Source organism: Amaricoccus sp. (assembly GCF_047602525.1).
In the GTDB taxonomy this organism is placed as follows: domain Bacteria; phylum Pseudomonadota; class Alphaproteobacteria; order Rhodobacterales; family Rhodobacteraceae; genus Amaricoccus.
In genome coordinates this window covers 1,319,604-1,342,376 of record NZ_JASGHB010000001.1, presented here as the reverse complement: position 1 = coordinate 1,342,376, position 22,773 = coordinate 1,319,604, and the positions used below count along the sequence as shown (strand labels likewise).

General features: G+C 68.1%; 20 protein-coding genes and 2 pseudogenes. 17 read left to right on the top strand and 5 right to left on the bottom strand.

The genetic code is table 11. From position 1 onward, the window contains the following. Positions 1-26 precede the first annotated feature (26 nt). The 5 genes from QM699_RS07095 to lpxK all read left to right on the top strand — a co-directional run bounded on the left by QM699_RS07095 (position 27) and on the right by lpxK (position 5,698). A complete protein-coding gene (locus QM699_RS07095; RefSeq protein ID WP_415010467.1) occupies positions 27-1,475 on the top strand; it encodes a mannose-1-phosphate guanylyltransferase/mannose-6-phosphate isomerase in 1,449 nt (482 codons plus the stop codon). Between the two features lie 28 nt (positions 1,476-1,503). Next, complete coding sequence (locus tag QM699_RS07090) at positions 1,504-2,910, top strand: phosphomannomutase (RefSeq protein ID WP_415010466.1); 1,407 nt, start codon at positions 1,504-1,506, stop codon at positions 2,908-2,910. A 199-nt stretch (positions 2,911-3,109) separates the two neighbouring features. Then, entirely contained in the window at positions 3,110-3,343 is a 234-nt protein-coding gene (locus QM699_RS07085) for a DUF4170 domain-containing protein (RefSeq protein WP_415010465.1), read from the top strand. A gap of 43 nt (positions 3,344-3,386) precedes the next feature. Continuing rightward, entirely contained in the window at positions 3,387-4,688 is a 1,302-nt protein-coding gene (locus QM699_RS07080; protein WP_415010464.1) for a 3-deoxy-D-manno-octulosonic acid transferase, read from the top strand. Beyond that, a complete protein-coding gene (gene lpxK / locus QM699_RS07075) occupies positions 4,688-5,698 on the top strand; it encodes a tetraacyldisaccharide 4'-kinase (protein ID WP_415010463.1) in 1,011 nt (336 codons plus the stop codon). Before QM699_RS07080 ends, lpxK begins: the two co-directional genes overlap by 1 nt. Positions 5,699-6,028: 330 nt before the next feature. Here the strand turns inward: lpxK and hisG are convergent, their stop codons facing one another. From hisG to QM699_RS07055, 4 genes and pseudogenes are all read right to left on the bottom strand, one after another. Continuing rightward, positions 6,029-6,742: an ATP phosphoribosyltransferase gene (gene hisG / locus QM699_RS07070; protein ID WP_415010462.1), complete on the bottom strand. Its 714-nt coding sequence runs from the start codon at positions 6,740-6,742 to the stop codon at positions 6,029-6,031. Next, positions 6,736-7,881: an ATP phosphoribosyltransferase regulatory subunit gene (locus QM699_RS07065; RefSeq protein ID WP_415010461.1), complete on the bottom strand. Its 1,146-nt coding sequence runs from the start codon at positions 7,879-7,881 to the stop codon at positions 6,736-6,738. The genes hisG and QM699_RS07065 overlap by 7 nt, the downstream gene beginning before the upstream one ends. Further along, a pseudogene (gene hisS / locus QM699_RS07060) lies at positions 7,881-9,385 on the bottom strand (histidine--tRNA ligase). Before hisS ends, QM699_RS07065 begins: the two are co-directional and overlap by 1 nt. 66 nt (positions 9,386-9,451) lie before the next feature. Beyond that, positions 9,452-9,928 (bottom strand): flavin reductase family protein, encoded by a 477-nt coding sequence (locus tag QM699_RS07055; protein ID WP_415010460.1) that lies wholly within the window; start codon positions 9,926-9,928, stop codon positions 9,452-9,454. 97 nt (positions 9,929-10,025) lie between these two features. On the opposite strand from QM699_RS07055, the gene QM699_RS07050 reads away from it, so the two are divergent. Both QM699_RS07050 and QM699_RS07045 read left to right on the top strand, forming a co-directional pair. Continuing rightward, entirely contained in the window at positions 10,026-10,232 is a 207-nt protein-coding gene (locus tag QM699_RS07050; RefSeq protein WP_415010459.1) for a SlyX family protein, read from the top strand. Positions 10,233-10,358: 126 nt separating this feature from the next. Beyond that, on the top strand, positions 10,359-10,511 hold the full coding sequence (locus QM699_RS07045) for a hypothetical protein (RefSeq protein WP_415010458.1): 153 nt from the start codon (positions 10,359-10,361) through the stop codon (positions 10,509-10,511). Positions 10,512-10,515: 4 nt separating this feature from the next. Here the strand turns inward: QM699_RS07045 and QM699_RS07040 are convergent, their stop codons facing one another. Continuing rightward, entirely contained in the window at positions 10,516-11,484 is a 969-nt protein-coding gene (locus QM699_RS07040; RefSeq protein WP_415010457.1) for a magnesium transporter CorA family protein, read from the bottom strand. A 605-nt stretch (positions 11,485-12,089) separates the two neighbouring features. On the opposite strand from QM699_RS07040, the gene QM699_RS07035 reads away from it, so the two are divergent. The 10 genes and pseudogenes from QM699_RS07035 to QM699_RS06990 all read left to right on the top strand — a co-directional run bounded on the left by QM699_RS07035 (position 12,090) and on the right by QM699_RS06990 (position 22,720). After that, on the top strand, positions 12,090-12,281 hold the full coding sequence (locus QM699_RS07035) for a hypothetical protein (protein WP_415010456.1): 192 nt from the start codon (positions 12,090-12,092) through the stop codon (positions 12,279-12,281). Positions 12,282-12,578: 297 nt separating this feature from the next. After that, a complete protein-coding gene (locus QM699_RS07030; protein ID WP_415010455.1) occupies positions 12,579-13,463 on the top strand; it encodes a hypothetical protein in 885 nt (294 codons plus the stop codon). Positions 13,464-14,581: 1,118 nt separating this feature from the next. Beyond that, complete coding sequence (locus QM699_RS07025; protein WP_415010454.1) at positions 14,582-14,905, top strand: hypothetical protein; 324 nt, start codon at positions 14,582-14,584, stop codon at positions 14,903-14,905. Further along, the gene (locus tag QM699_RS07020; RefSeq protein ID WP_415010453.1) at positions 14,898-16,181 is read left to right on the top strand and encodes a terminase large subunit domain-containing protein; all 1,284 of its coding nucleotides are present in this window, start codon (positions 14,898-14,900) and stop codon (positions 16,179-16,181) included. Before QM699_RS07025 ends, QM699_RS07020 begins: the two co-directional genes overlap by 8 nt. Further along, the gene (locus QM699_RS07015; protein WP_415010452.1) at positions 16,178-17,098 is read left to right on the top strand and encodes a hypothetical protein; all 921 of its coding nucleotides are present in this window, start codon (positions 16,178-16,180) and stop codon (positions 17,096-17,098) included. The genes QM699_RS07020 and QM699_RS07015 overlap by 4 nt, the downstream gene beginning before the upstream one ends. 75 nt (positions 17,099-17,173) lie before the next feature. Then, positions 17,174-18,667 (top strand): annotated as a pseudogene (istA, locus tag QM699_RS07010) (IS21 family transposase); the annotation flags it as partial. A 5-nt stretch (positions 18,668-18,672) separates the two neighbouring features. Next, complete coding sequence (gene istB / locus QM699_RS07005) at positions 18,673-19,404, top strand: IS21-like element helper ATPase IstB (RefSeq protein WP_415009310.1); 732 nt, start codon at positions 18,673-18,675, stop codon at positions 19,402-19,404. Between the two features lie 143 nt (positions 19,405-19,547). Further along, positions 19,548-20,714, top strand: coding sequence for a hypothetical protein (locus tag QM699_RS07000; protein ID WP_415010451.1), 1,167 nt, complete (start codon positions 19,548-19,550; stop codon positions 20,712-20,714). 2 nt (positions 20,715-20,716) lie between these two features. Further along, positions 20,717-21,628 carry a hypothetical protein gene (locus QM699_RS06995; RefSeq protein ID WP_415010450.1) on the top strand — a complete coding sequence of 304 codons (912 nt, stop codon included), beginning with the start codon at positions 20,717-20,719 and terminating at the stop codon, positions 21,626-21,628. A 6-nt stretch (positions 21,629-21,634) separates the two neighbouring features. After that, positions 21,635-22,720, top strand: coding sequence for a DUF5309 family protein (locus QM699_RS06990; protein WP_415010449.1), 1,086 nt, complete (start codon positions 21,635-21,637; stop codon positions 22,718-22,720). Positions 22,721-22,773 lie beyond the last annotated feature (53 nt).

Sequence of the window (22,773 nt, the reverse complement as noted above, 5' to 3'; positions counted from 1 at the left end):
GGCGTTCGCATGAGGTGGTGGCGGCTATGACTTCTCTTCAACCGATCCGGTCGGCCGAGCGTGGTGCGCCCGTGCGGACCATCGTGCCGGTCATTCTCTGCGGCGGATCGGGCTCCCGGCTGTGGCCGGTCTCGCGCAAGGACTTCGCCAAGCAGCACGTGCCGATGCTCGGCGGCGCCTCGCCGTTCCAGCGCACGCTCTCGCGCCTCGATCCCGCCGTCTTCGGCCGCCCCATCGTCGTCAGCGCCGCCCCCGCGCGCTTCCTCGTCGCCGACCAGGCGAAGGAGGCGGGCGTGGCGATCGACATCGCGCTCGAGCCGCAGGGGCGCGATACCCTCGCCGCCGTCACGCTGGCGGCCTGCCTTGCCGCCCGGCGTGACCCGGACGCCATCGTCATGGTGATGCCGTCCGACCACCTGATCCCCGACGCCGACGCCTTCGCCCGCTCCGCCGCCGCCGCCGCCCGACTGGCCCAGGACGGCCACATCGTCGTGCTCGGCATCCAGCCGACCGCCCCATCCACCGCCTATGGCTACATCGCGCCGGGTGCGCCGCTCGGCGCCGGCGGCTTCACCGTCGACCGCTTCGTCGAAAAGCCCGACGCCGAGCGGGCCGCCCGGCTGATCGACGACGGCTGTCTCTGGAACGCCGGCATGTTCTGCTTCAGCGCCAGCGCCGGCCTCGCCGAGATCGAGGAACACGCCGCGCGCACGCTTGCCGCCGTACAGCGGGCGATCGACGAGTCGACCGACGACCTCGGCGCCATGGCGCTCGGCAAGAGCTTCGAGGGCATCGCCAAGATCAGCTTCGACCACGCGGTGATGGAGCGCACCCAGCGCGCCGCCGTCGTCGCCGCCGAATTCGGCTGGTCCGACATCGGCGACTGGAAGGCCGTGTGGCAGGAGAGCCCGCGCGATGCCAACGGCGTTGCCGCCGAGGGCAAGGTACATGCAAAGGACGTGACGAACAGCTACCTGCGCTCCGATGGGCGGCTGCTCTGCGTGCTCGGGGTCGACGGGCTCGCCGTGGTCGACACCGCCGACGCCATCCTCGTCGCGCCGATCGAGCGGGCGCAGGAGGTGAAGGGCCTCGTCTCCGAGCTGGAGGCGAAGAAGCTGCCCGAGGCGACGACCCCTGCGCGCGTGCACCGGCCTTGGGGCTGGTATCAGACGATGGACCTCGGCGAGCGCTTTCGCGTGAAGCGCATCTTCGTGCTGCCGGGCAAGAAGCTGTCGTTGCAGAAGCACCACCACCGCGCCGAACACTGGGTCTGCGTCCGCGGCACCGCCGAGGTGGTGCGCGAAGGAGAGACGATCGTCCTCCGCGAGAACGAGTCGGTCTACCTGCCGCTCGGCTGCATGCACCGCCTGCAGAACCCGGGCCGGATCCCGGTGGAGATCGTCGAGGTCCAGACCGGCGCCTACCTCGAGGAAGACGACATCGTGCGCGTCGAGGACGATTTCGGCCGGCTCTGAGCCGGCGCCTTCCCCTGGGGGTAGCGAGTTGTTGAAGTTCGGAACCAGCGGCCTGCGCGGCCTCGTCGCGGAAATGACCGATCCGGTCTCGGCCGCCTGGACCGCGGCGTTCCTGACCCATCTCGGCACCGGCGGCGCGCCCGCCGCCGTCCTGGTCGGGCGCGACCTGCGCCCGAGTTCGCCCCGGATCGCCGCGGCCTGCCGCGGCGCCATCCGCGACGCCGGGTTCACCGCCATCGACTGCGGCGTCGTGCCCACGCCGGCCCTGGCACTCGAGGCCGCCCGCCGCGGGCTGCCCGCGATCATGGTGACGGGCAGCCACATCCCCTTCGACCGCAACGGCCTGAAGTTCTATCGGGCGGGCGACGAGATCACCAAGGCCGACGAGGACGGCATCCGCGCCGCCTTCTCCCGGCCGCACCCCACGACCGGCGCCGGCACCGAGCAGGCGGCGGAGATCGGCTCGGCCTACGTGGCCCGCAACGTCGACTTCTTCGGCGCCGGCGTGCTGGCGGGCAAGCGCGTCGGCCTCTGGCAGCACAGCGCCGCCGGCCGCGACCTGACCCGCGCCATGCTCGAGGCGCTCGGCGCCGAGGTCGTGGCGCTCGGCCGCACCGACGACTTCGTGCCGATCGACACCGAGGCGCTGGCGCCCGCCGATGCCGCGCGCATCGCCGACTGGATCGCGGCGCATCGCCTCGACGCGCTCGTCTCGACCGATGGCGACGGCGACCGCCCGCTCGTTGCCGACGAGACCGGCGCGGTGCTGCGCGGCGACGCCCTCGGCGCGCTCGCCGGCCACGCGCTCGGCGCCGATGCCGTCGCCTGCCCGCTCAACGCCTCCACCGCGCTGGAGCGCAGCGGCTGGTTCGACCGCACCGTTCGCACCCGCATCGGGTCGCCCTACGTCGTCGCGGCGATCGCCGAGCTTGCCGGCGCCGGCGCGCGGCTGCCCGTCGGCTACGAGGCGAACGGCGGCTTCCTGCTCGGCGGCGACGCCGGCGGCCCGGACGGCCGCGTGCTGGCGGCCCTGCCGACGCGCGATGCACTGGCGCCGATCGTCTCGGTTCTCGCCGCGGCGGCGCGTACCGGCCGGCCGCTGTCGGCGCTGGTGGCTGACCTGCCGCAGCGGATCACCGCGAGCGACCGCCTGCCCGACTTCCCCGACACGGCCTCGGGACCGCTTCTTGCCGCACTCGCAACCGACGCCGCCGCCCGGTCCCGGCTGCTCGACGGCCTCGGCGCGGTCGCCGCGATCGACACGCGCGATGGCGTGCGGATGACGCTCGACTCCGGCGACGTCGTCCACCTGCGCGCCTCGGGCAACGCCCCGGAGCTGCGCTGCTATGCCGAGGCCGCCACGGCCGGGACGGCGGCGCATCTCATCGCGCTCGTGCTCGGCCGCGTCGCCGCCGGTCTCTCCCGCGCGGCCTGAGACGCTCACTGACGGCTCGGCGCGGACCAGCCGCTCCGGGTCGTCGGTCCCTCCCCCGCGCTGCGCCGTCCCGGCAACGGGAACGGCAGACATCCGCGCGCGCGCCCGACGGCGTGTGCGGGCGCAACAGGCGGCTTTGCAATCCCTGATGCGCCCGCTAAGGTTCCGCTGCGTCGCGTTCCAAAGCCGGAGTACCCCCATGTCCCAGCTTCTCCACCTCGTCTTCGGCGGCGAGCTCGTCGACCCGCAGAGCACCGAATTCCGCGACGTCGGCGCGATCGACGTGGTGGGCGTCTTCCCGAACTATGCGAGCGCCTATTCCGCGTGGAAGGGCAAGGCTCAGGCGACGGTCGACAACGCCCACACCCGCTACTTCATCGCTCACCTCCACCGCCTGCACGACGAAACCAACCCCGGCAGCGACACCGAGTAGCTCGCTTCAGCCGTTCCGGCGCCCCCAGTCCGTCCGAGCCCTCATGCCGCCCGCCCTGCCGCGCTCCCTCCTGCTCCGGCTCTACCTCGCCGCGTCCAGCCGTGCCGGCGGCATCGCGCGCCGCTGGCTCGACCGGCGCTGTGCCGACGGAAAGGAGGATGCCGCCCGCCTGCCCGAGCGCATGGGCGAGGCTTCGCAGCCGCGGCCTGACGGCCCGCTGATCTGGTTCCATGCCGCCAGCGTCGGCGAGGCGGCATCGCTTCTCGAAATGCTGCGCCGGCTCGGCCAGGCGCGGCCCGGGCTCACCTGCCTCGTCACCACCGGCACCGTCACCTCGGCGCAGTTCCTCGCCGACCGCCTGCCGGAGAACTGCCTGCATCAGTTCTCGCCGATCGACGTGCTGCCGTGGGTGCGCCGCTTCCTCGATCACTGGCAACCCGACGCCGCGGTGTTCACCGAGAGCGAGATGTGGCCGGCGACCCTTTGCGAGGCGCACGCCCGCGGCATCCCGCTGCTGCTCATCAACGCGCGGATCTCCAACCGCAGCTTCCGGCGCTGGCGGATCATGGGCGGCATGGCCCGGTCGCTGCTCGCGCGCTACGAGCGTATCCTGGCCCAGGATACGCTGGCCGGCGAGCAACTCGCCGCGCTCGGCGCCGATCCCGCCACGCTGACGGTGGCGGGATCGCTGAAGGAGGGCGCGGCACCCCTGCCCTATGACGAGGCGGAACGGGCGAAGATGTCGCGGGCCTTCGCCGGCCGGCATCTCTGGCTCGCGGCCTCGACCCACCCCGGCGAGGAGGAGATCGTCCTCGGCGCCCACCTGCGCGCCCGCCCGGCGATGCCGCTGCTCTCGCTCCTGCTGGTGCCGCGGCATCCGACACGCGGCGACGAGGTGGCGGCGCTGGTACGCGCCCGCGGCCTGACGGTGGCGCAGCGGTCCAAGGGCGAGCCCGTGACCGCCGATACCGACGTCTATCTCGCTGACACCCTGGGCGAGATGGGCCTCTGGTATCGCATCGCCCCGGTCAGCTTCATCGGCGGCTCGCTCGCCGACGTCGGCGGGCACAACCCCTTCGAGCCGGCGCTCCTCGGCAGCGCCATCCTGTTCGGTCCGCACGTGCGCAACTTCATCGACGGTTATCGCCGGCTGGAGCTGGCCGACGCGGCCGTGCTCGTGCGCACCGAGGTGGAGCTGGCCGATGCCGTCGTCGCCACCCTGCCGCCCGACCGGGCGGCCGAGATGGCCGCCGCCGCCTGGGCCGCCTGCAGCGAGGGCGCCGAAGTGACCGACGCGGTGCTCGACGCCGTGGGGACACTGCTCGACCGCCCGCGTCTCGCCTGATGCACGCGCCGCGCTTCTGGTCCGATCCGCCCGGGCGGCCGGGCGCCGCGGCACGTCTGCTCATGCCCCTTGCCTGGATCTGGGCCGCCGTCACCCGCCGCCGGCTCAACCGGCCACCTGAGGCGCGTCTTCGGGTGCCGGTCGTCTGCATCGGCAACGTCACCGCCGGGGGCGCCGGCAAGACGCCGGTCGCGATCGCGCTTGCCCAGCGGCTCGCCGCCCGGGGGATCGCGGTCCACATCGTCTCCCGGGGCCACGGCGGCAGCCTCGCGGGGCCGATCCGCGTCGATCCCGCACGGCACGCCGCCGCCGAGGTCGGGGACGAACCGCTGCTCCTCGCCGCCTTCGCCCCGGTCTGGATCGCCCGCGACCGCGCCGCCGCCGGCCGCGCCGCGGAAGCTGCGGGGGCCGCCCTCGTGCTGATGGACGACGGGTTGCAGAACCCCGACCTCGCCAAGGACCTCTCGATCGTGGTGGTGGACGCCGGGTTCGGCTTCGGCAACGGCCGGGTGATCCCGGCGGGCCCGCTGCGCGAGCCGGTTGCCGCTGGCCTCGCCCGCGCCCGGCTCCTGCTCGCGATCGGCGAGCCGGCCGAGCGCGCCGCCTTCCGCGCCGCCTGGCCCGGCCTCGGCCTGCCGGTCGCCGAGGGCCGCCTCGCGCCGCTTGCCACCGGCATGGACTGGACCGGCCTCCGCGCCCTCGCCTTCGCCGGGATCGGCCGGCCGGAAAAGTTCTACGCCACGCTGGCCCGGCTGGGGGCCGAGATCGTCGCCACCCGCAGCTTCGCCGACCATGAGCCCTTCGAGCCGCGCCTGCTCGCCCGGCTCGAGGCCGATGCCGCCGCGCGCGGCGCGCAGCTCGTCACCACCGAGAAGGATGCCGTGCGCCTGCCGGCGAGCTTCCGCCCGAAGGTGCTGGTCCTGCCGGTCCGGCTGGAGCTCGACGACTGGGCCCCGGTCGATGACGCCCTCGGCCGCCTTCTGCCCGCGCGGCTGCTCGCGACAAGCTGATCGCCGCGGTGCCGCCGATCGCGACGGAGATGTCCCGGCCGGTGCGTTCAGCCCGTGCCGCCTCGAAGCGGCGGGCAAAGGAGCGTCAAGGCATGTCTCTCGTCAAGCGGTGCGCGCTGGCGATCGTCTGCGTCGCAGCACTGGGCAGCCTCTCGGGCTGCGGTTGCGGGCCGTTGGGCCTGGGCCTCTGCATGGGCCCCGGCGGTCCCGGGGGGGGCTATGGCGGCGGCCCGGGCGGCGGATACGGCGGTGGCCCGGGCGGAGGGTACGGCGGCGGTTACGGCGGTGGGCCGGGCTGGCACGGGTGAGGGAAACCGACGGCCGCGCCGCTCAGGCGGTCGCGGCCAGCGGAAGCGGCACCCCGAGGCGGGCGCAGAGCGCGCTGAGTGCCGAGCGCTCTTCCTCGCCCCACGCGGCCCCGCGCGACAGGAACAGCGTCGCCTCGCTCGCGAGGATCAGCCCGTCGTCGAGGATCCGCAGGTGATTGTCGCGCAGCGTCGAGCCCGTGCTGGTGATGTCGGCGATCGCCTCGGCGGTCAGGTTCTTCACCGACCCCTCGGTCGCCCCCTGGCTGTCGACCAGCTGATAGTCGGCGATTCCGTGGCCCTCGAAGAAGCTGCGCACCAGATGGTGATACTTCGTCGCGACGCGCAGCCGGTGGCCGTGCCGGGCACGGAAGGCGCCCGCCGCCGCGTCGAGGTCGCCCATGTCGCGCACGTCGATCCAGAACGCCGGCACCGCCACCACCAGATCGGCGCGCCCGAATCCCATCGGCGCCAGCTCGTCGACCCGGTCCTGCCAGCGCGGCAATTGCTCGCGGATCAGATCCTGCCCGGTCACGCCGAGGTGCAGCCGCCCGGCCAGCAGCTCGCCCGGGATCTCGCCCGCCGAGATCAGGGCCAGCTCGACGCCCTCGACGCCCTCGACCGCGCCGCGATACTCGCGCTCCCCGCCGACCCGCGCGAGGCTTATCCCGCGCGCGGCGAACCAGCGGATCGTCTCTTCCTGCAGCCGGCCCTTGGACGGCACCGCGAGCTTCAGCATCGGCCCTCCGTCAGCGCAAGCAGCGCCTCGGGCCGGACGATGCCGCCGACCGCCGGAATGCTCCGCCCCTGCCCCAGCACCCTGGTCAGCGCGTCGTAGCGACCGCCCGTCGCGATCAGTGGCAGGTCATCGCGGCCGATGGGCAGGGCGCCGAACACGAAGCCGTCGTAGTACTCGAGCGTGGTGCGCCCGAAGCCGCCCTCGAAGCGCAGCGTCTCGGGCGCGATGCCGCGCGCCGCCAGCGCGTCCAGCCGGCGGGCGTAGCGATCGACCGCCGCGTCGAACAGCGGCAGCCCACGCGCCAGCCGGCGCAGGTCGCCGAGCACCGATGCCGCGCCGCCCTCGACCGCCAGCACGGCCTCGAGCCGGTCCACGTCGCCGGGCGACAGCGGCGCGGTGCCGGCCTCCGCCGCCAGTCGCGCCACCCGGGCCGCCACCTCGTCGGCGTCGCGCACCCCCACCGCCACGCCGCCGGCCGCGATGAGCGCCCGCGTGCCGCCCGACGCCTCCGCCGCGAGCAGCCCGGCCCGCGCCGCCGTCGCCGCCGCATGGCCCTCGCCATAGCGTTGCAGCAGCGCATGAAACCGCCGCGGCCGCCAGACATGCCGCCGGAGCGCCGCCTTGCGCGCCGCGCTGGTCGGCAGCGCGTCGATGGCCGCCAGAACCAGCCCGAGGTCGCCCGTCACCAGCCGCACCGGCGCCTCGCCGAGCGCGCCCCGGATCACCGCCAGCGCCTCGGCGTCCTGTGCCGCCGCGTCGCCCGCCTCGAAGATCTCGAACCCCGCCTGCAGGTATTCCCGCGGGCGGCTGCTGCCCGCGTCCTGCCGCCGCCAGACCGGCCCGCAGTAGACATAGCGCGCGGGCTCGGCGCCCGCGTCCATGTGCAGCCGCACGATCGGCACGGTGAAGTCCGGGCGCAGCATCATTTCGCCGCCCTCGTCGCGCACGGTGAACGCGCGCGCCCGGATGTCCTCGCCATAGAGGTCGAGCAGCACGTCCGCCGGTTGCAGGGCCTCCGGCTCCACCAGGATCGCCCCCGTGGTGCCGAGCGCCGCGACGATGCGCGCCACCTCGGCGTCGAGCCGCGACAGGGGCTCGCCGATGCGCGCACCCTTGAGGTAGGCGCGATCCGCGACCATCAGCCCCGCTCGCTCAGGGAGCGCGCCAGCAACGCCCGCACTTCCGCGACCAGATCGGCGCGCCGTGCCTCGACCTGCGCCGGCTGCGCCTTCCAGTCGTCGTGGCTCGCGATCTCGCCCGCGAGCTGCGCGCCCAGGGCGAGATCCTTCAACTGCACCACGCCGCGGCTGCGCTCGTCGGCGCCCTCGATGATCGCCACCGCGCTCTGCCGCTGGTCGGCATACTTCAGCTGCCGGCCCATGCCGCCGCCGCCGAGAAAGACCTCGGCCCGGATGCCGGCCGCGCGCAGCTCCGCCGCCATCGCCTGATAGCCGGCCATGGCGTCGCGATCCATCACCGTCACCACCACCGGGCCCGCCTCCTCCGACGCGAGGCGCCCCTTCTCGCCGAGCGCGGCGAGCAGGCGGTCGACGCCGACCGAGACGCCCGCCGCCGGCACGGCCTCGCCGGTGAAGCGCTTGACCAGGTCGTCATAGCGCCCGCCGCCCGCCACCGATCCGAACTGCCGCGGCCTGCCGTCGTCGCCCATCACCTGAAACGTCAGCTCCGCCTCGTAGACCGGCCCGGTGTAGTAGCCGAGGCCCCGGACCACGCTCGGGTCGATGACGCCGGCCGCGCCGCGCGCCGCGAGCAGCTCCGCGATCGACTTCGAGCTCTTCGACCCCCGCGAGCCCGGCGGCCGAGGCCCCGACCAGCTCACGCAGCCTCGCGCAGGTCGACGCGCCGTCCGCGCCCCGCGCCGCCATGAAGGCCAGCACCAGATTCCGCCTCGCCCGTGCCACACCCGGCCCCGGGGGTGAAATCGCCGCTCTCGTCCTTGCGCCCCGGCCCCATCAGCAGCCGCACGCCCTCCGGGCCCAGCCGGTCGATCTTGTCGATCGCGCGCATGACGATGCCGCGCCGGGCCGCGTCCTTGTCCGGATCGGTCGGGTCGAGCAGGCCGATCGTCTCCATCACCCCGTTCAGCACCTTGCGGTTGTTGATGCGCACCACGAAGTCGCTGCGCGCGATGCCCGCCGCCTCCAGCGCATCGCCCAGCATGGCGCAGATCTCCGCGTCCGCCGCCACGGTGCCGGAGCCGACGGTATCGGCATCGCACTGGTAGAACTGCCGGAAGCGCCCCGGCCCGGGCTTCTCGTTGCGCCAGACCGGGCCTACCTGATAGCGCCGGTACGGCGTCGGCAGGCGCAGGCGGTGCTGCGCGTAGACCCGGGCCAGCGGCGCCGTCAGGTCATAGCGCAGCGCCAGCCAGCTCTCGTCGTCGTCCTGCCAGGCGAACACCCCTTCGTTCGGCCGGTCGACGTCGGGCAGGAATTTTCCCAGCGCCTCCACCGTCTCGACGGCGCTCGTCTCCAGCGGGTCGAAGCCGTAGGAGTGATAGACCTCGGTGATCTGCCCGAGCATCGCCGCACGCGCCCGCACCTCGGCGCCGAAGTAGTCGCGGAAGCCGCGCGGCGTCTCGGCGCGAGGCCGGCGGGGCTTCTTGATCTTGTCCTTGGCCATGGGAAAGGCTCGCCCTCGCGTTCGGGCGCCCTCCTACCCCGGGGGCCCTGCGAGGGCAAGCCGGGGTCAGCCGAGCCACAGCTCGCGATAGCTGCCATGCCAGAAGACCAGCGGCGGCACGTCCGCCTGTTCGATCCGCAGCACTTCGCCGACGACGATCAGGTGGTCGCCGCCGTCATAGCCGGCCGCATGCCGGCACTCGAAGCGCGCCGCACAGCCCGCGAGCAGCGGCACGCCGCCGATGCCGCGGATCACGTCGAGCCCGTCAAAGCCCCGGTCCGTGCTGGAAAACCGCTCTGCCAGCAGCCGCTGGCCGCCGCTCAGCACGTGGATGGCGAAGTGCGAGGCCGCCTCGAACGCCGGAAAGCGCCGCGACTTGCGCGCGGGCGACCAGAGCACCAGCGGCGGGTCGAGCGAGACGGAGGCGAAGCTGTTGGCGGTGATGCCGAGCGGTCCGTCCGGCCCCTCGGTCGTCACCACGGTCACGCCGGTCGCAAAGCACCCGAGGGCGTCGCGCAGCTCCCTGTCGCTGAACTCCGGCAACGCCTCTCCCCCTGTCCGCCTGAAGCCGCCGGGTTTACCGGCTGCATCCCGGTGAGTCGATGCTAGAATGCCGCTCCCCGAACCCGGAGCCCGTCCCGTGCCTGACACCGACCGCCTGACCGAGCTGGAGATCGCCCTCGCCCATCAGGAACGCCTGGCCGAGGAACTGAGCGACATCGTGCGCACCCAGGCGGAGCGGCTCGACCGGCTGGAGCGGACGCTCGCGCTCCTCGCGCGGCGGCTCGCGGCGGCCGAGGACGGCCCGGAGGCCCCGGCCGCGAACGCACCGCCGCCACACTGGTGAGCCATCCGCAGCCGGTCCTTCACCGTTCCTCAAGAATCTTCTGTTCGAGGCTGCGGCGCGGAGCTAGAACGGAAGCCGCCGTTCCCGGGACCTTAGATCATGTACCTTCCCGAAGATCACCGCCAGATGTACGACATTCTGACCGAGCTTCGCATCTACGCCGCCGCCAATGGACTCGAGCAACTCGCGGAAAAGCTTGACGATGCCATGGTCCTGCTGGTGATCGAAGGCCGCGGCGCTCTCGCCCGCGCGGCCGCGCCGGCCGCGCAGGACTCCTGAGCCGTCACAGCCAGCCGCGGGACTTGAACAGCCAGTAGGACACCACGGCCGAGGCGATCATGAGCCCGATGGCGAACGGGTAGCCGCCGACCCAGTGCAGTTCCGGCATCACCTCGAAGTTCATCCCGTAGATCGAGGCGATCAGTGTCGGTGGCAGGAACACCACCGCGGCCACCGAGAAGATCTTGATGATGTTGTTCTGCTCGATCGAGATCATCCCGAGCGTGGCGTCGAGCAGGAAGTTCAGCTTCTGCAGCAGCGAGGTCGCGTGGTCCGACAGGAACCGCGCGTCGCGGGCCGCCGACTTCAGCCGTGCGCGCCCGTCCTTGTCGGCATTCGCCACAGTGCCGACCGAGAGAAACGCGATGATCCGCTCCAGCGTCACCAGGCTGTCGATGGCGCCCGCGAGCAGGTCGCCCTGGCGCCCGAGGCCGCGCAGGACGTCCGTGTAGTCCGGCCCGTCGCCCGGCCGGCGCGGCTGGGACCGGAAGATGGTGCGCGACAAGGTTTCGATCTCCCGGCCGATCGCCTCGATGATGTCGGCCACCCGGTCGATGACCACCTCGAGCAGCCCGAGCATCACCGTCAACCCGCCGGTGCAGCCGACATCGACCCGCTCCGCGCGGTTGACGAAGGTGCGGAATGTCCGCGGCTGGTGATAGCGCAGCGTCAGCAGCCGGCCGGATTTCAGGATGAAGGTGACGGGCGCGAGCCTCGGTTCCTCGGTGTCGAATCGGGAGGGCAGGTTCGCGGTCATGAAGATCGCGCCGTCCTCGAGGTAGATCCGGCTCGACACCTCGATTTCGTGCATCTCGGCCGGCGTCGGCACCTCGAGCCCGAGCGCGGCCTCGATCGCCTTTTCCTCCTCGCGGGTCGGATTTTCCAGGTCGATCCAGGCCAGTGCGGCAAGGTTCGCCTCCGGCGCCTCGGCCGCCCGAAGCCGTCCGCCGTCCACGGTGTAGCCAAAGATCATCGCAGTCCCCTTCGCAGGCGCACGCTGCCCTACTGCGCAACTCCACTCCGTCAGGCAAGGGCTGGCACGACCGGCCGGCGACGTATTCAGCGGACCAGTGTCGGCCGCCCGCAGCGCCCGGGTGCCGGACGATGGGCATGTCCTTCCGTTCCCGCCGTGCTAAGGGGGACGTCGACTCCCCCGTCAGAAGAGACGCCCTGACGGTCAGGCGGAACCGAGCACGGAAGACATCGACGCAAATGGCTGAAAGCATGACAGATGTCGCGGCCGGCGCACCGTGGCGCCTGAGCGTTGCTCCCATGATGGACTGAGCCCTTTTCCAGTAAAAATTGAGTGCTTGCAGCCAAAACGGCAATTACGGCCGTTACTGCACTTTCTTTCTATAAAGATCAAACCGACCATCAAACTTACGTGATTAACTATTACTGTAAAGATACTAGAAGCCGTTCTGAAAATGCGAGATTATTTAATAGACAAGTCAGTTAATTACTGTTATAGTGTTGATTCAAGCACTTATAACAGGGAGACTAACCGTGCAGCTTACTATCAGGAAGGACCGCCCTATTCCGGCGCGCACCGGGAAAGGTCGCCGGGATCAGTCGGGCGTGACCGACGCGCTCCGCGCGCTCAAGCCGGGAGAGAGCGTTTTCATTCCCGAAGACCTGAAGCCCTACGCCGCAGTCGCCAGCGTATGCAACTACCTCCGCAATGCCGAAGGCACCGCCTTCACCATGCGCGGCGGTGTAGTCGAGGACGGCAAAGCGGGCTGCATCGTTTGGCGAATGGCACGCGAATGAGCCCTACTCATAGGGGGAAGGCGGTGTCACATTGCGTTGGGTGCGGTTGCCCGGCCGAGTTCGAGCCCGACCACACTCACAATCCCGACCTCCCAACCCGGCATCTGTGCCCGAATTGTATGCACGTAACCGTGCAATCCATCTGCTACGCGGCGCAGTACGCCAGAGCGGCTGACGTCCCTTACCAGCTAGAGACGCTTACCGCCCTAGAAGCCAGCGCCGCCTTCCTAGAGCGTTTCTTCGATGATGCTCTAGCTCGTTACCACGCTGTCAAAGCCAAGCCGAAAGTCAACTGACATGGTGAAGATCAAGCGCGCAGGCGGCTCCGAGCCGCCCAAGACAACTGTGCTCAAATCCCCCGAGCCTACTGTCGCGCAGCGTCTACAAAGCAAGGTGGCGAGGACGTTCGCGCAGAAATCCAGAGACAAGCAGCTTGCTGCGATCCAAGCGGAAAACTCTCGCCACTGGCTCAACAAGCCCGACCCGAACCTTGCAGAGCTATTCACTTCGCTTGCCACGCTCCTACCAGTCCCGGAGCACGACCCGCGCATCGCGCTCGGCATCGCCTTCTCGGGCCATCCTGCGGCAGCTTCCGTGCTCGACGCCTACGAATTGCGTTGGATTGAGACGTGGAGGGAACATTTCGGTCACACCGACGAGGCCATGATTGCCGAAGACGAACAGCTATCCCCGGAGGACTACCTAAAACAAAAGGTGCAGGACGCCGGGCCAATCGACTTCGACAGCCCAACGCCTTCACTCGTGCCCTACACAATCCAAGAGCTTCTAGAGCTTGTTGCCCGGCACGATAGGACGTTCAAGCTCGGGCTATGGGAAGGCATATACGGAGGGGAACCCGGTACCGCCTCAGAAGCCGCAGCCCCTACTAGTAGGGAAATGCCGAGCCTCACGCCCGTTCAACAACGGGTTTGGGACTACGTTAGGGAGATCGCTCGCAACGAAGGCCGCATCTGCACTCGCGCCGAGCTACTGGCGAAAGAGAAGGCGTTCCTTCGAGAAGCCGGCGCCGATCCGAGCACCATCGCCAGCACGGCGCGCAACAACGTGCATAACTCGCTCAAATCGCTTGAACGGAAGCAGGTTATTGCCGTTGATGGCGAAGAAATTCACATAATCGGTGATGAGAGCGCCAATCTGGCTAGGAATTTGCAGCAAGAATAAAAAGTTCAACGGTTTCAAATGTTTAACCCGTTAACACATGTGTTAACACAGAAACACAGGGCTGGCTGTGTTCTGTGTTAACACAGTGTTTACACAGAAACACACGGCGCCGGGCGCTGTGTTCGGGCTGTGTGAAAGCTGTGTTAACACCGGAAAACACAGCAAACACAGCCCGTCACCGCCCCCCCCAAAACCGGTCCGAGCGAGCACGGGTCGGCGGGCTGTGTCGGGCTGTGTTCTGTGTTAGCGTCGAGCCCCCCCTACGGGGGGAGGGCTCGAACGCAAGCTCGCTAACACAGCCCACAGCCCCGACCACAGCCCGCGCTCTCGGCCCGTGGATTTTTGGAACCATTCTAAACTGGATTGCCGCGCGCTCGGCGCCCCGGCGCTCGACCTCGGGAGGCTGGGGGAGGGGGAGGCGGTGACGGGACACCTGCCCGACCCCGGTCCGAGCCAGACCCCGGCCCGAGCCAGACCCCGCCAGCCCGACCCCGCCAGCCCGACCCCGCCAGCCCGACCCCGCCAGCCCGACCCCGGCCCGCCGCCGCCAGCTCGACCCTTGGCCCACGCGCCCGCCGGACCTCGCTTCGCCCCTCTCACTGCCGCGCCTCGACCAGAGCGACCGCCGCCGCCGCCATAGCCGCAGGCGCTTGATGGGGCCTATGCGACAGGCGCTCGGCACCTGCTAGGGTTGTGAGGTAGCTGAACGACCGCCACCGGCTCCCCGCACGCTTCTGAGCAATGAATTGGACGTCTCCGGCGCAGCGGATCAGCCGCCATCGCCCGTCCTGCCAGAGCGCCGGCCATGTGTCGCTCGCCTCGCCCGCTCGTTCAACCTTCAAGATAGCTCTCCGAAATACATACAACACACTACCACTAACCCATTGATTTGTCAAGGAAAATCTTTCACAAGGTTAATCGGAGACCAAATAACTTTACAGTAATATGCTCCCCTACTAGTAGGGATATATTTAGCTGTCATTTGAACTGGCTCCAATATCCAGCAAATAAGCCTTGACAATACTTCGACAACCTGCTACTATACATGCGAAACGACAAATGCGGCTGGGCATTTGGCGTTTGTTTCTGTTTTGGCAACTGAAAGTAGCAAAAGTCACATGCCGTTTCCACCGGGACACAAGGGAGGGGAAGGCAATCCCGGCGCGACAGCGGCCGACTACAAGCCGCGCCGACGCCGCACTGAATTTGAAATTCTGTCCGGCGTCGATCCGCTCGACTTCCTCGCAACTCGGATGGCGAAGTATATCGCCGAAAAGGATATGCCGAATGCCGAGCGCATCGCGCTTGAAACCATGCCTTACATTCGGCCGAAGCTGAAAAGCATCGAAGCCAAGATCAGCAACGAGGTTGTCGTCACCGTCAAGATCGGAGGGAACCCCCTACCGGTAGGGAATGAAGACAGCGGAGGCGGTGATGGTTGAGCTAGTGCTCGACGTTACTTTCCGTGCTCACCAATTCCGCGAATACAACAACCGCAATCGCTTCAACGTGCGCGTGTGGCATCGCCGCGCCGGAAAGACCTTTTACACGATCCTAGATCAACTCATTGCTCTAGTGCAGACCAACCGGCCCGACTACCGAGCATTCTATTGCGCGCCGACATTCAAGCAAGCCAAGAGCATTAGCTGGGACTACATCAAGTCATTCACCAAGCATATGCCCTATATCGAGTTCAACGAGGCAGAGCTTCGCGTCGATTTCTGGAACGGAGGGCGGTATCAGTTGCTCGGCGCCGAGCAATACGACAGCCTCCGGGGCCTCTACGCCGACGACATTGCGCTAGACGAGGCGGCGCTCATCCCCTCCGCCGCATGGGAGCAAGTGTTCAACCCGATGCTCTCCGACCGCGAGGGCCGGGCAACCTTCATGGGCACGCCCATGGGCCGGATGAACCTGCTTTATGACCTCTACCAGTACGCCGCGAACGAAGGCGATCCCGAATGGACCGCCAGCCTTCTGCCCTACACCGCAACGCAGGCGATCAAGCCGAAAGAAATCGAGCGTATGCGCCGCACCATGCGCGAGGAAGTGTTCGCGCAGGAGCTAGAATGCAGTTGGAACGCCGCGATCCGTGGCGCCTACTACATGCGCGAGCTTGCAGCCGCCGACGCCGCAGGCCGGATCACAACCGTTCGCTACGACAGCGCGCTCCCCGTCATCGCAGCTATCGACCTCGGATGGTCGGATACCATGGTTGCGAGCTTCTGGCAGCAAGCCGGGACCGAGCACCGCTGTTTGCTCGCGCGCGGCTACGAGCAGACCAAGATTGCCGACATGATCCGGGACTGGCGCGAGCTATCATTCCCCGTTGACCATGTGGTGCTCCCGCACGACGCCAAAGTCACCGAGCTTGGCACCGGCAAAACCCGGCAGGAAGTGTTCAACTCGCTTGGTTGCGAGACGAGCCTTTGCCCGAATATCGACCTGCACGAAGGTATCAGCCAGACGCGCGACATGCTCGCGCACGCATGGTTTGACTACGAAAACACCAAGACGCTCCGCGAAGCTCTACTGGCTTACCGCTCCGAATATGACGAGGTGAAGTCGGTTCACCGGATGACGCCGGTTCACGATTGGAGTTCCCATTGGGCCGATAGCGCACGCTACTACGCGGTAGGACGCCCGGCCGCAGGCGTGGCCGGTGCTTGGGGCGACAATAGCCACCTTTACGCTCGCATGGGCAGGAGCATCCGATGAACGAACGCGAGCGCAAAGAGAAGCTGGCGCGGATCGCCTTTGACGAGCTTGCCCGAGCCGAGGGTGCGGACAGCGACGAGCTACAGGCGAACCGCGAGCAAGCCCTCGCCTACTACTTCGCGCAGGAGCCTCGCGGCGACGGCATCGTCGGGCGCTCGCAGGAAATTTCGACTGACGTTTCGGACATGGTGAACGCGACCCTAGCCATGCTCGTGCCGATGATTTCGACAGATGCAGTCGTCATCTTCGAGCCCAACTCCGAACAGGATGAAGTGCAGGCGCAGGCGGAAAGCCAAGTCGTCAACTCTCTCATCATGGAAGACAACCGGGGTTTCATCGAAATTCAGGAAGCAGTGAAGGACAGCCTGCTTCTCAAAAACGCTTGCATGAAAGTCTTCATCGAAGACGCCGAAGACGTTACCCGCTACCAACTCCCTACTGATAGGGGGAGCAGCATCCTGCCCAAAGAGCAGATTGCCGCGCTCCTAGAGCCGCGCTCGCCGAGCGAGGAACGCCGCCTCGATGGCAACGAGCTAATCGTAAAGACCACTCAGCGCGAGTTCTACGTTGAGGCGGTGCCTGTGGAAAATATCTGCTACACCGCAGCTTACTGCGGCAAGTTGCAGAAGCTCCCGTTCTTCGCCGAGCGCATCGAATACACGCGCTCCGACCTCGTGCAAATGGGCATCGACCGATCCCTCGTTGACGAGCTTCAGCCCTACTCGGAAACCGGGACCAACGCCGGTCAGCGCCGCAACGTCTCATTCAATCCCGGCTCCGACGCCGCGACCCGCGATCAGGACGTTATCGAGTGCCACGAGTGTTACATGCTCGTTGACCTCGACGGCGACGGCATTTCCGAACGCTACCTCGTGCTTGTGGATCGGCGTGGAATAAGGACCCCGCTTACGGGGTGATCGGCTTCCAAAAGGGACCCCTTTTGCGAGTGGGTCCACAGTGCTCCCGAGGGATGATCGGGAGCCGAGATTGGGATGCTGGTTGTGGAGACGATCGCCAAGATCCGGCGGGCCTATTTCGTCCAGAAGAAGGCGATCAAGGAGATCTGCCGTGAGCTGAAGGTCTCGCGGAAGGTCGTCCGCAAGGTGGTTCGAGGCGGCGAGACGGCGTTCGTCTACGAGCGAAGCGTGCAGCCGCAGCCGAAGATCGGGCCTTGGCGGGCGGAGCTCGACCGGCTGCTGGCGGAGAATGCGGGCCGCGCGAGCCGGGCGCGGCTGACGCTGATCCGGGTGTTCGAGGAGCTGCGCGGTCTCGGCTACGAGGGCGGCTACGACGCGGTGCGGCGGTACGCGGCCGGCTGGCAGCGCGAGCGGGCCGCGGCGACGGCGGCGGCGTTCGTGCCGCTGAGCTTCGCGCCCGGCGAGGCCTACCAGTTCGACTGGAGCCACGAGGTGGTGCTGATCGCCGGCGCCACGGTGACGGTGAAGGTGGCGCAGGTCCGGCTTTGCCACAGCCGGATGCTGTTCGTGCGGGCCTATCCGCGCGAGAGCCAGGAGATGGTGTTCGACGCCCACGACCGCGCCTTCGCCTTCTTCCGGGGGGCCTGCACCCGGGGCATCTACGACAACATGAAGACCGCGGTGGACGCGATCCTGGTCGGCAAGGCGCGGGACTACAACCGGCGCTTCCAGCAGATGTGCGGGCACTACCTGGTCGAGCCGGTCGCCTGCACGCCGGCGTCGGGCTGGGAGAAGGGCCAGGTCGAGAACCAGGTCGGGACGGTGCGGCAGCGGTTCTTCTCGCCGCGGGTGCGGGTCCGGAGCTATGAGGAGCTGAACGCCTGGCTCGTCGATCGCTGCGTCGCCTGGGCGAAGGCGCAGCCGCATCCGGAGGTCCGAGACAGGACGATCTGGCAGATGTTCGAGACCGAGCGGCCGAGCCTCGTGCCTTATGCCGGCCCGTTCGACGGCTTCCATGCGACGCCGGTCTCGCCGTCGAAGACCTGCCTCGTTCGCTTCGACAACAACAAATACTCGGTGATGGCGAGCGCGGTCGGCCGGCCGGTCGAGGTTCGCGCCTATGCCGATCGCATCGAGCTGCGGCAGGACGGGCGGATCGTCGGGCAACACTCTCGCGTCTTCGGCCGCGGCCAGACCGTCTACGACCCCTGGCACTATGTCCCCGTTCTGGCGCGCAAACCCGGCGCGCTCAGGAACGGCGCGCCCTTTCAGGACTGGGTGCTGCCCGGCGCGCTCGAGCGGGTGCGCCGCAAGCTGAAGTCCGCGCCCGACGGCGACCGGCAGATGGTCGAGGTGCTCGGCGCCGTGCTGACCGACGGCCTGCCGGCGGTCGAGGCCGCCTGCGCCGAGGCGCTGAGGGAGGGCGTCCACTCGGCGGACGTCATCCTCAACATCCTGTCCCGGCGCCGGGACCCCGGCCCGCCGGCGACGATCATGACCCCCGAGGCGCTGCGGCTGCGGCACGAGCCCGCGGCCGACTGCGCCCGCTACGACAGCCTCAGGAGGGCGAGCGGATGATGGAGCGCAGCGCGATCATGACCACGATGGGCGAGCTCAAGCTCTTCGGCATGCGGGCGGCCTACGACGAGATCGTCGCTTCGGCGGTGAAGCGCCAGCACGAGCCGCAGCGGGTGGTCAGCGACCTGCTGACCGCCGAGCTCTCCGAGAAGCAGGCCCGCTCGATCAAGTACCAGATCGCCATCGCCCGGCTGCCGATGGCCAAGGAGATCGACGAGTTCGTCTTCGACGCCACGCCGATCAACGAGACCCTGGTGCGCGACCTCGCCGGCGGCGGCTTCCTCGCGCAGCAGCGCAATCTGGTCCTGGTCGGCGGCACCGGCACCGGCAAGACCCACCTCGCCGTCGGCATCGCCCGCGCCTGCATCCGCGGCGGCGCCAGGGGCCGCTTCTTCAACGTCGTCGACCTCGTCAACAAGCTCGAGGCCGAGGCCCGCGCCGGCCGCCAGGGCCGCCTCGCCGACCACCTCTGCCGCATGGACCTGGTCGTCCTCGACGAGCTCGGCTACCTCCCCTTCGCCCAGGCCGGCGGCCAGCTCCTCTTCCATCTCGTCAGCCGGCTCTACGAGCAGACCTCGGTCGTCGTCACCACCAACCTCGCCTTCGGCGAATGGCCCGCCGTCTTCGGCGATCCGAAGATGACCACCGCGCTGCTCGACCGCCTCACCCACCACTGCGACATCGTCGAGACCGGCAACGAGAGCTGGCGCTTCAAAAACCGCGCCTGACCCCACCCTCACCGCCTCACCGGAGCGGGAACCGGCCCGTCTCCGCCACCCGCACCGCTGCGCCGGGCCGGGTCCCGCTCCTCGCCGACGGGGGTCCCTATTGGAAGCCGATCAGGGGTCCCGATCCCGCGCCGATTGACATCGTGCTAGTCGCGCCGACCAACAGGTGCCTCCGCTACGAGCCGGTTGACCTCATCCCCTACGCGCTCGGCTCCCCGTTCCTCAATCCGCACCGGATCACCGGAGAGAGCCTGTTCGATCACCTTCGCGCCACTCAGGACGTGAAGACCTCGCTCGTGCGCCAGCTTCTCAACAACGTGGCCGCAATCAACAACGGGAAATTCGCCTACGATCCATCGCAGACCGCCGAGGAAGACGTGCTCACGCCGCGCGCGGGAGGCGGTATTCGTGCGCGCAACCCGGCCAACTCCGTTGTGCCGATCCCGATCCCAGACGTGACGACCGGCATTCTCGCCGCCCTCAACTATGAGGATATGCGCCGCGCCGAGCGTGGTGGTTCCTCCCTCGACCTACTCCGCCCGGATCGGCAGGTGGTTTCCGAGACAGCGTTCGGCACCGAGCGCCAGATGGGCAATCGGGAAGCCCTCGCTTCCATGATGGCAACCAATCTCTCCGAAACCATGATCCGCGATCTTTGGTTTCTCACGCACGAATTTCTCCGCCGCTACTCGGAGACGCCGCGCATGGTGCGGATCGCCGGGCAGTACGTCCAGATTGATCCGCGCCAGTGGCCGAAGCGCACCCGCGTCAACGTGACAACCGGAATGAGCCCCGGCGCTCGCGGGCACCTGCAACAGACGCTCGCGCAGCACCTGCAACTGCAAATCATGGCTATGCAGAGCGGCGGAGCCGGCCAGATCGCCGACCTCAACACCATTTATCGCACCGGCATGGCTTGGCTGCGGATGGCCGGCATTCAGAACCCGGAAAGCCTCGTTATCGACCCCAACTCGCCCGCCGCGCAGCAGGCAGCAGCGCAGGCTCAGCAGCAGGCGCAGGCGAACCAGCAAGCGCAACTGGACCTCATCCGTCAGCAAATCCAAATCGAGTTCGAGAAGATCGCCAGCAACGAGCGCATCAAGAGCGCCGAGCTACAGCACGACTATTACTCGACCGACACCGACGTTGCGGTTGAGGAAATGAAGCTCACCGCCTCCGGCGCAATCGACCTCGAAAAGGCGCGTATGAACAATGAAAGCAGTGAACGCACCGCGCAGCTTAACCGCGAGCGAGCGGCGAAGGATTTACGACGCATTAGCGGCGCTGGAAACTCTAGAGGGGATAATTGATCGTGAGCACTACGACGAATGGCGATCAGGAGCCGCTGACGACCTCCGCCAGCGAGCCGGAGCTTCCGCCGCAGTCTTCCAGCGCATCCGAAACGAAGCCGCAAAGGCTGACCGAGACGCAGAAGGCGGAGAAGGTTAGCGAGCTTCTGTTCGGCGACCGCGAGGACAACGAGGACGAGGGCGACCCTACCAGTAGGGATTTGCTCGGGACCGCGCGCGACGACGCGGACGAGGAAGGCGGTGACGGTCCCGCCCGACTGAAGCCGCCTTCCTCGCTTGACGAGCTTCGCGACAGCCTCGGGCTGGACGACGAAGCCCTCTACAAGATCAAGCTCAACACCGGAGACGGTGAGGCGGTAACGCTGGGCGACCTTAAAGACGCCTATCAGGACCGCAGCAAGGCAGCGCGGGAGACCGTCAAGCGAGAGGCTGCTTTGGACGCGCGGGAGGCCGCGCTAGTCGCCGATCAACAGCTTTGGCAGGAGATCGGCAACCAACTTGGCGCAGCCGTCAAACCGGAGACGCTGAACGCTCTCAAGCTCAGGACGCAGCAGCACGCGGCGAAGGAACAGCAGGCGCTGTTCAACGCTATCCCGGAGCTTCGCGACGAAGCCGTGTTCAAAAACTGGCGCGGCGACCTCGTGAAGTTCCTGCATGAAGGCTACGGCTTCAAGCCGCAGGAGATGGTTATCACCGACCATCGCATCCTTCTCGTGCTCCGCGACTTCATGCGGACGAAAAGCCGGCTCGACAAGCTTCTCAGCTTCGAGCCGAGCCAGAACCCGCCGAGCAGCAAGCGTTCCAAGCCTCCGATCACCGGCGCAGCCAAGCGTTCGCAGCTTCTCTCCCGCGCACGGAACGGCAACGACAGCCAGAAAGTCGCCGCCGTTTCCGCGCTTCTCAACGGAAGGTAAACCCAAATGGCCAAGCCGGCACAATATTGGCAGAGCCGAGACCTGAAGGATGTCGATTATCAGGGCCTCATCCGCGAGGATGTGATGGACCAGATTTTCGACATTTCCCGCATCCCGCTCCCGTTCTCGGACCTCGTGGGCTCGGACACCGCCGACAACTCCTATACCGAATGGACCACGGATCGGCTCGCCGACCCGGCGCTCGGCGGCTTCGTGGTGGACGGCTCCGACCACGACCGGAACGACGCCAAGGGCGGGAAGCGCATGGGCAACCACTGCGGCATCCTCACCAAGGAAGTGCAGGTTTCCCGCCGCGCGCAGGACAGCGACACCATCGGCCGCTCCAACGAGCTTTCGTATCAGGTGATGATGCGGCAGCGGGAGCTTCGGCGGAACGTCGAGGCCACGGCGCTCTCCAATCAGGGGAGCCAGGACGATAACGGCGACGACGAGCCGGGCATTCCCGCCGGGCTCGCCAGTCAAATCACCATGTTCGACAACGGCTCGGGCGCCGTCGCCGGGGCCTTCGCCGCCGGTCACTGGACGGGCCTCACGCCGGGCACGCCGACCGCGCTCACCGAGACCGACGTGCGGGACGCCTTGCAGGAGGCATGGGAAGGGGGCGCCGACCCGCAGGTGCTCATGTCGGTGCCCGGCGTCATCCGGGCGCTCTCGGAATACATGTTCACGTCTTCCAGCCGCATCGCGACGCTCACGCGCGAGACGCGGGACGTGGGCAGTGGTGGCGCCGGCACGGCGATGGGCTCCGTCAACGTGTTCATCACCGACTTCGGCGTCACCGTCGATTTCCTCCCGAACCGCATTCAGCGGATGGAAGCGACTTGGACGCTCGGCGCCGTCGATGAAATCGCCGCCGTCGAGACCGGGGGCGCAGGCGTCTTCATCCTCGATCCCGCCTTCGCGCGCATGTCGTTCCTCACCGGCTACAGCATGGTTCCGCTGGCGAAGACCGGGCTCACCGACAAGCGCCTGATGTTCGTCGACTGGACCGTCAAGGCGCTCAACCCCGACGCTCACCGCTACATCCCGAGCGTCGATCCGACCGCCGAAGTCACGTTCGAGGCGGCCTAATCCCCTACTGGTAGGGACAGCGAGAATGGCACTGGCCGGAGCGACACAACGCC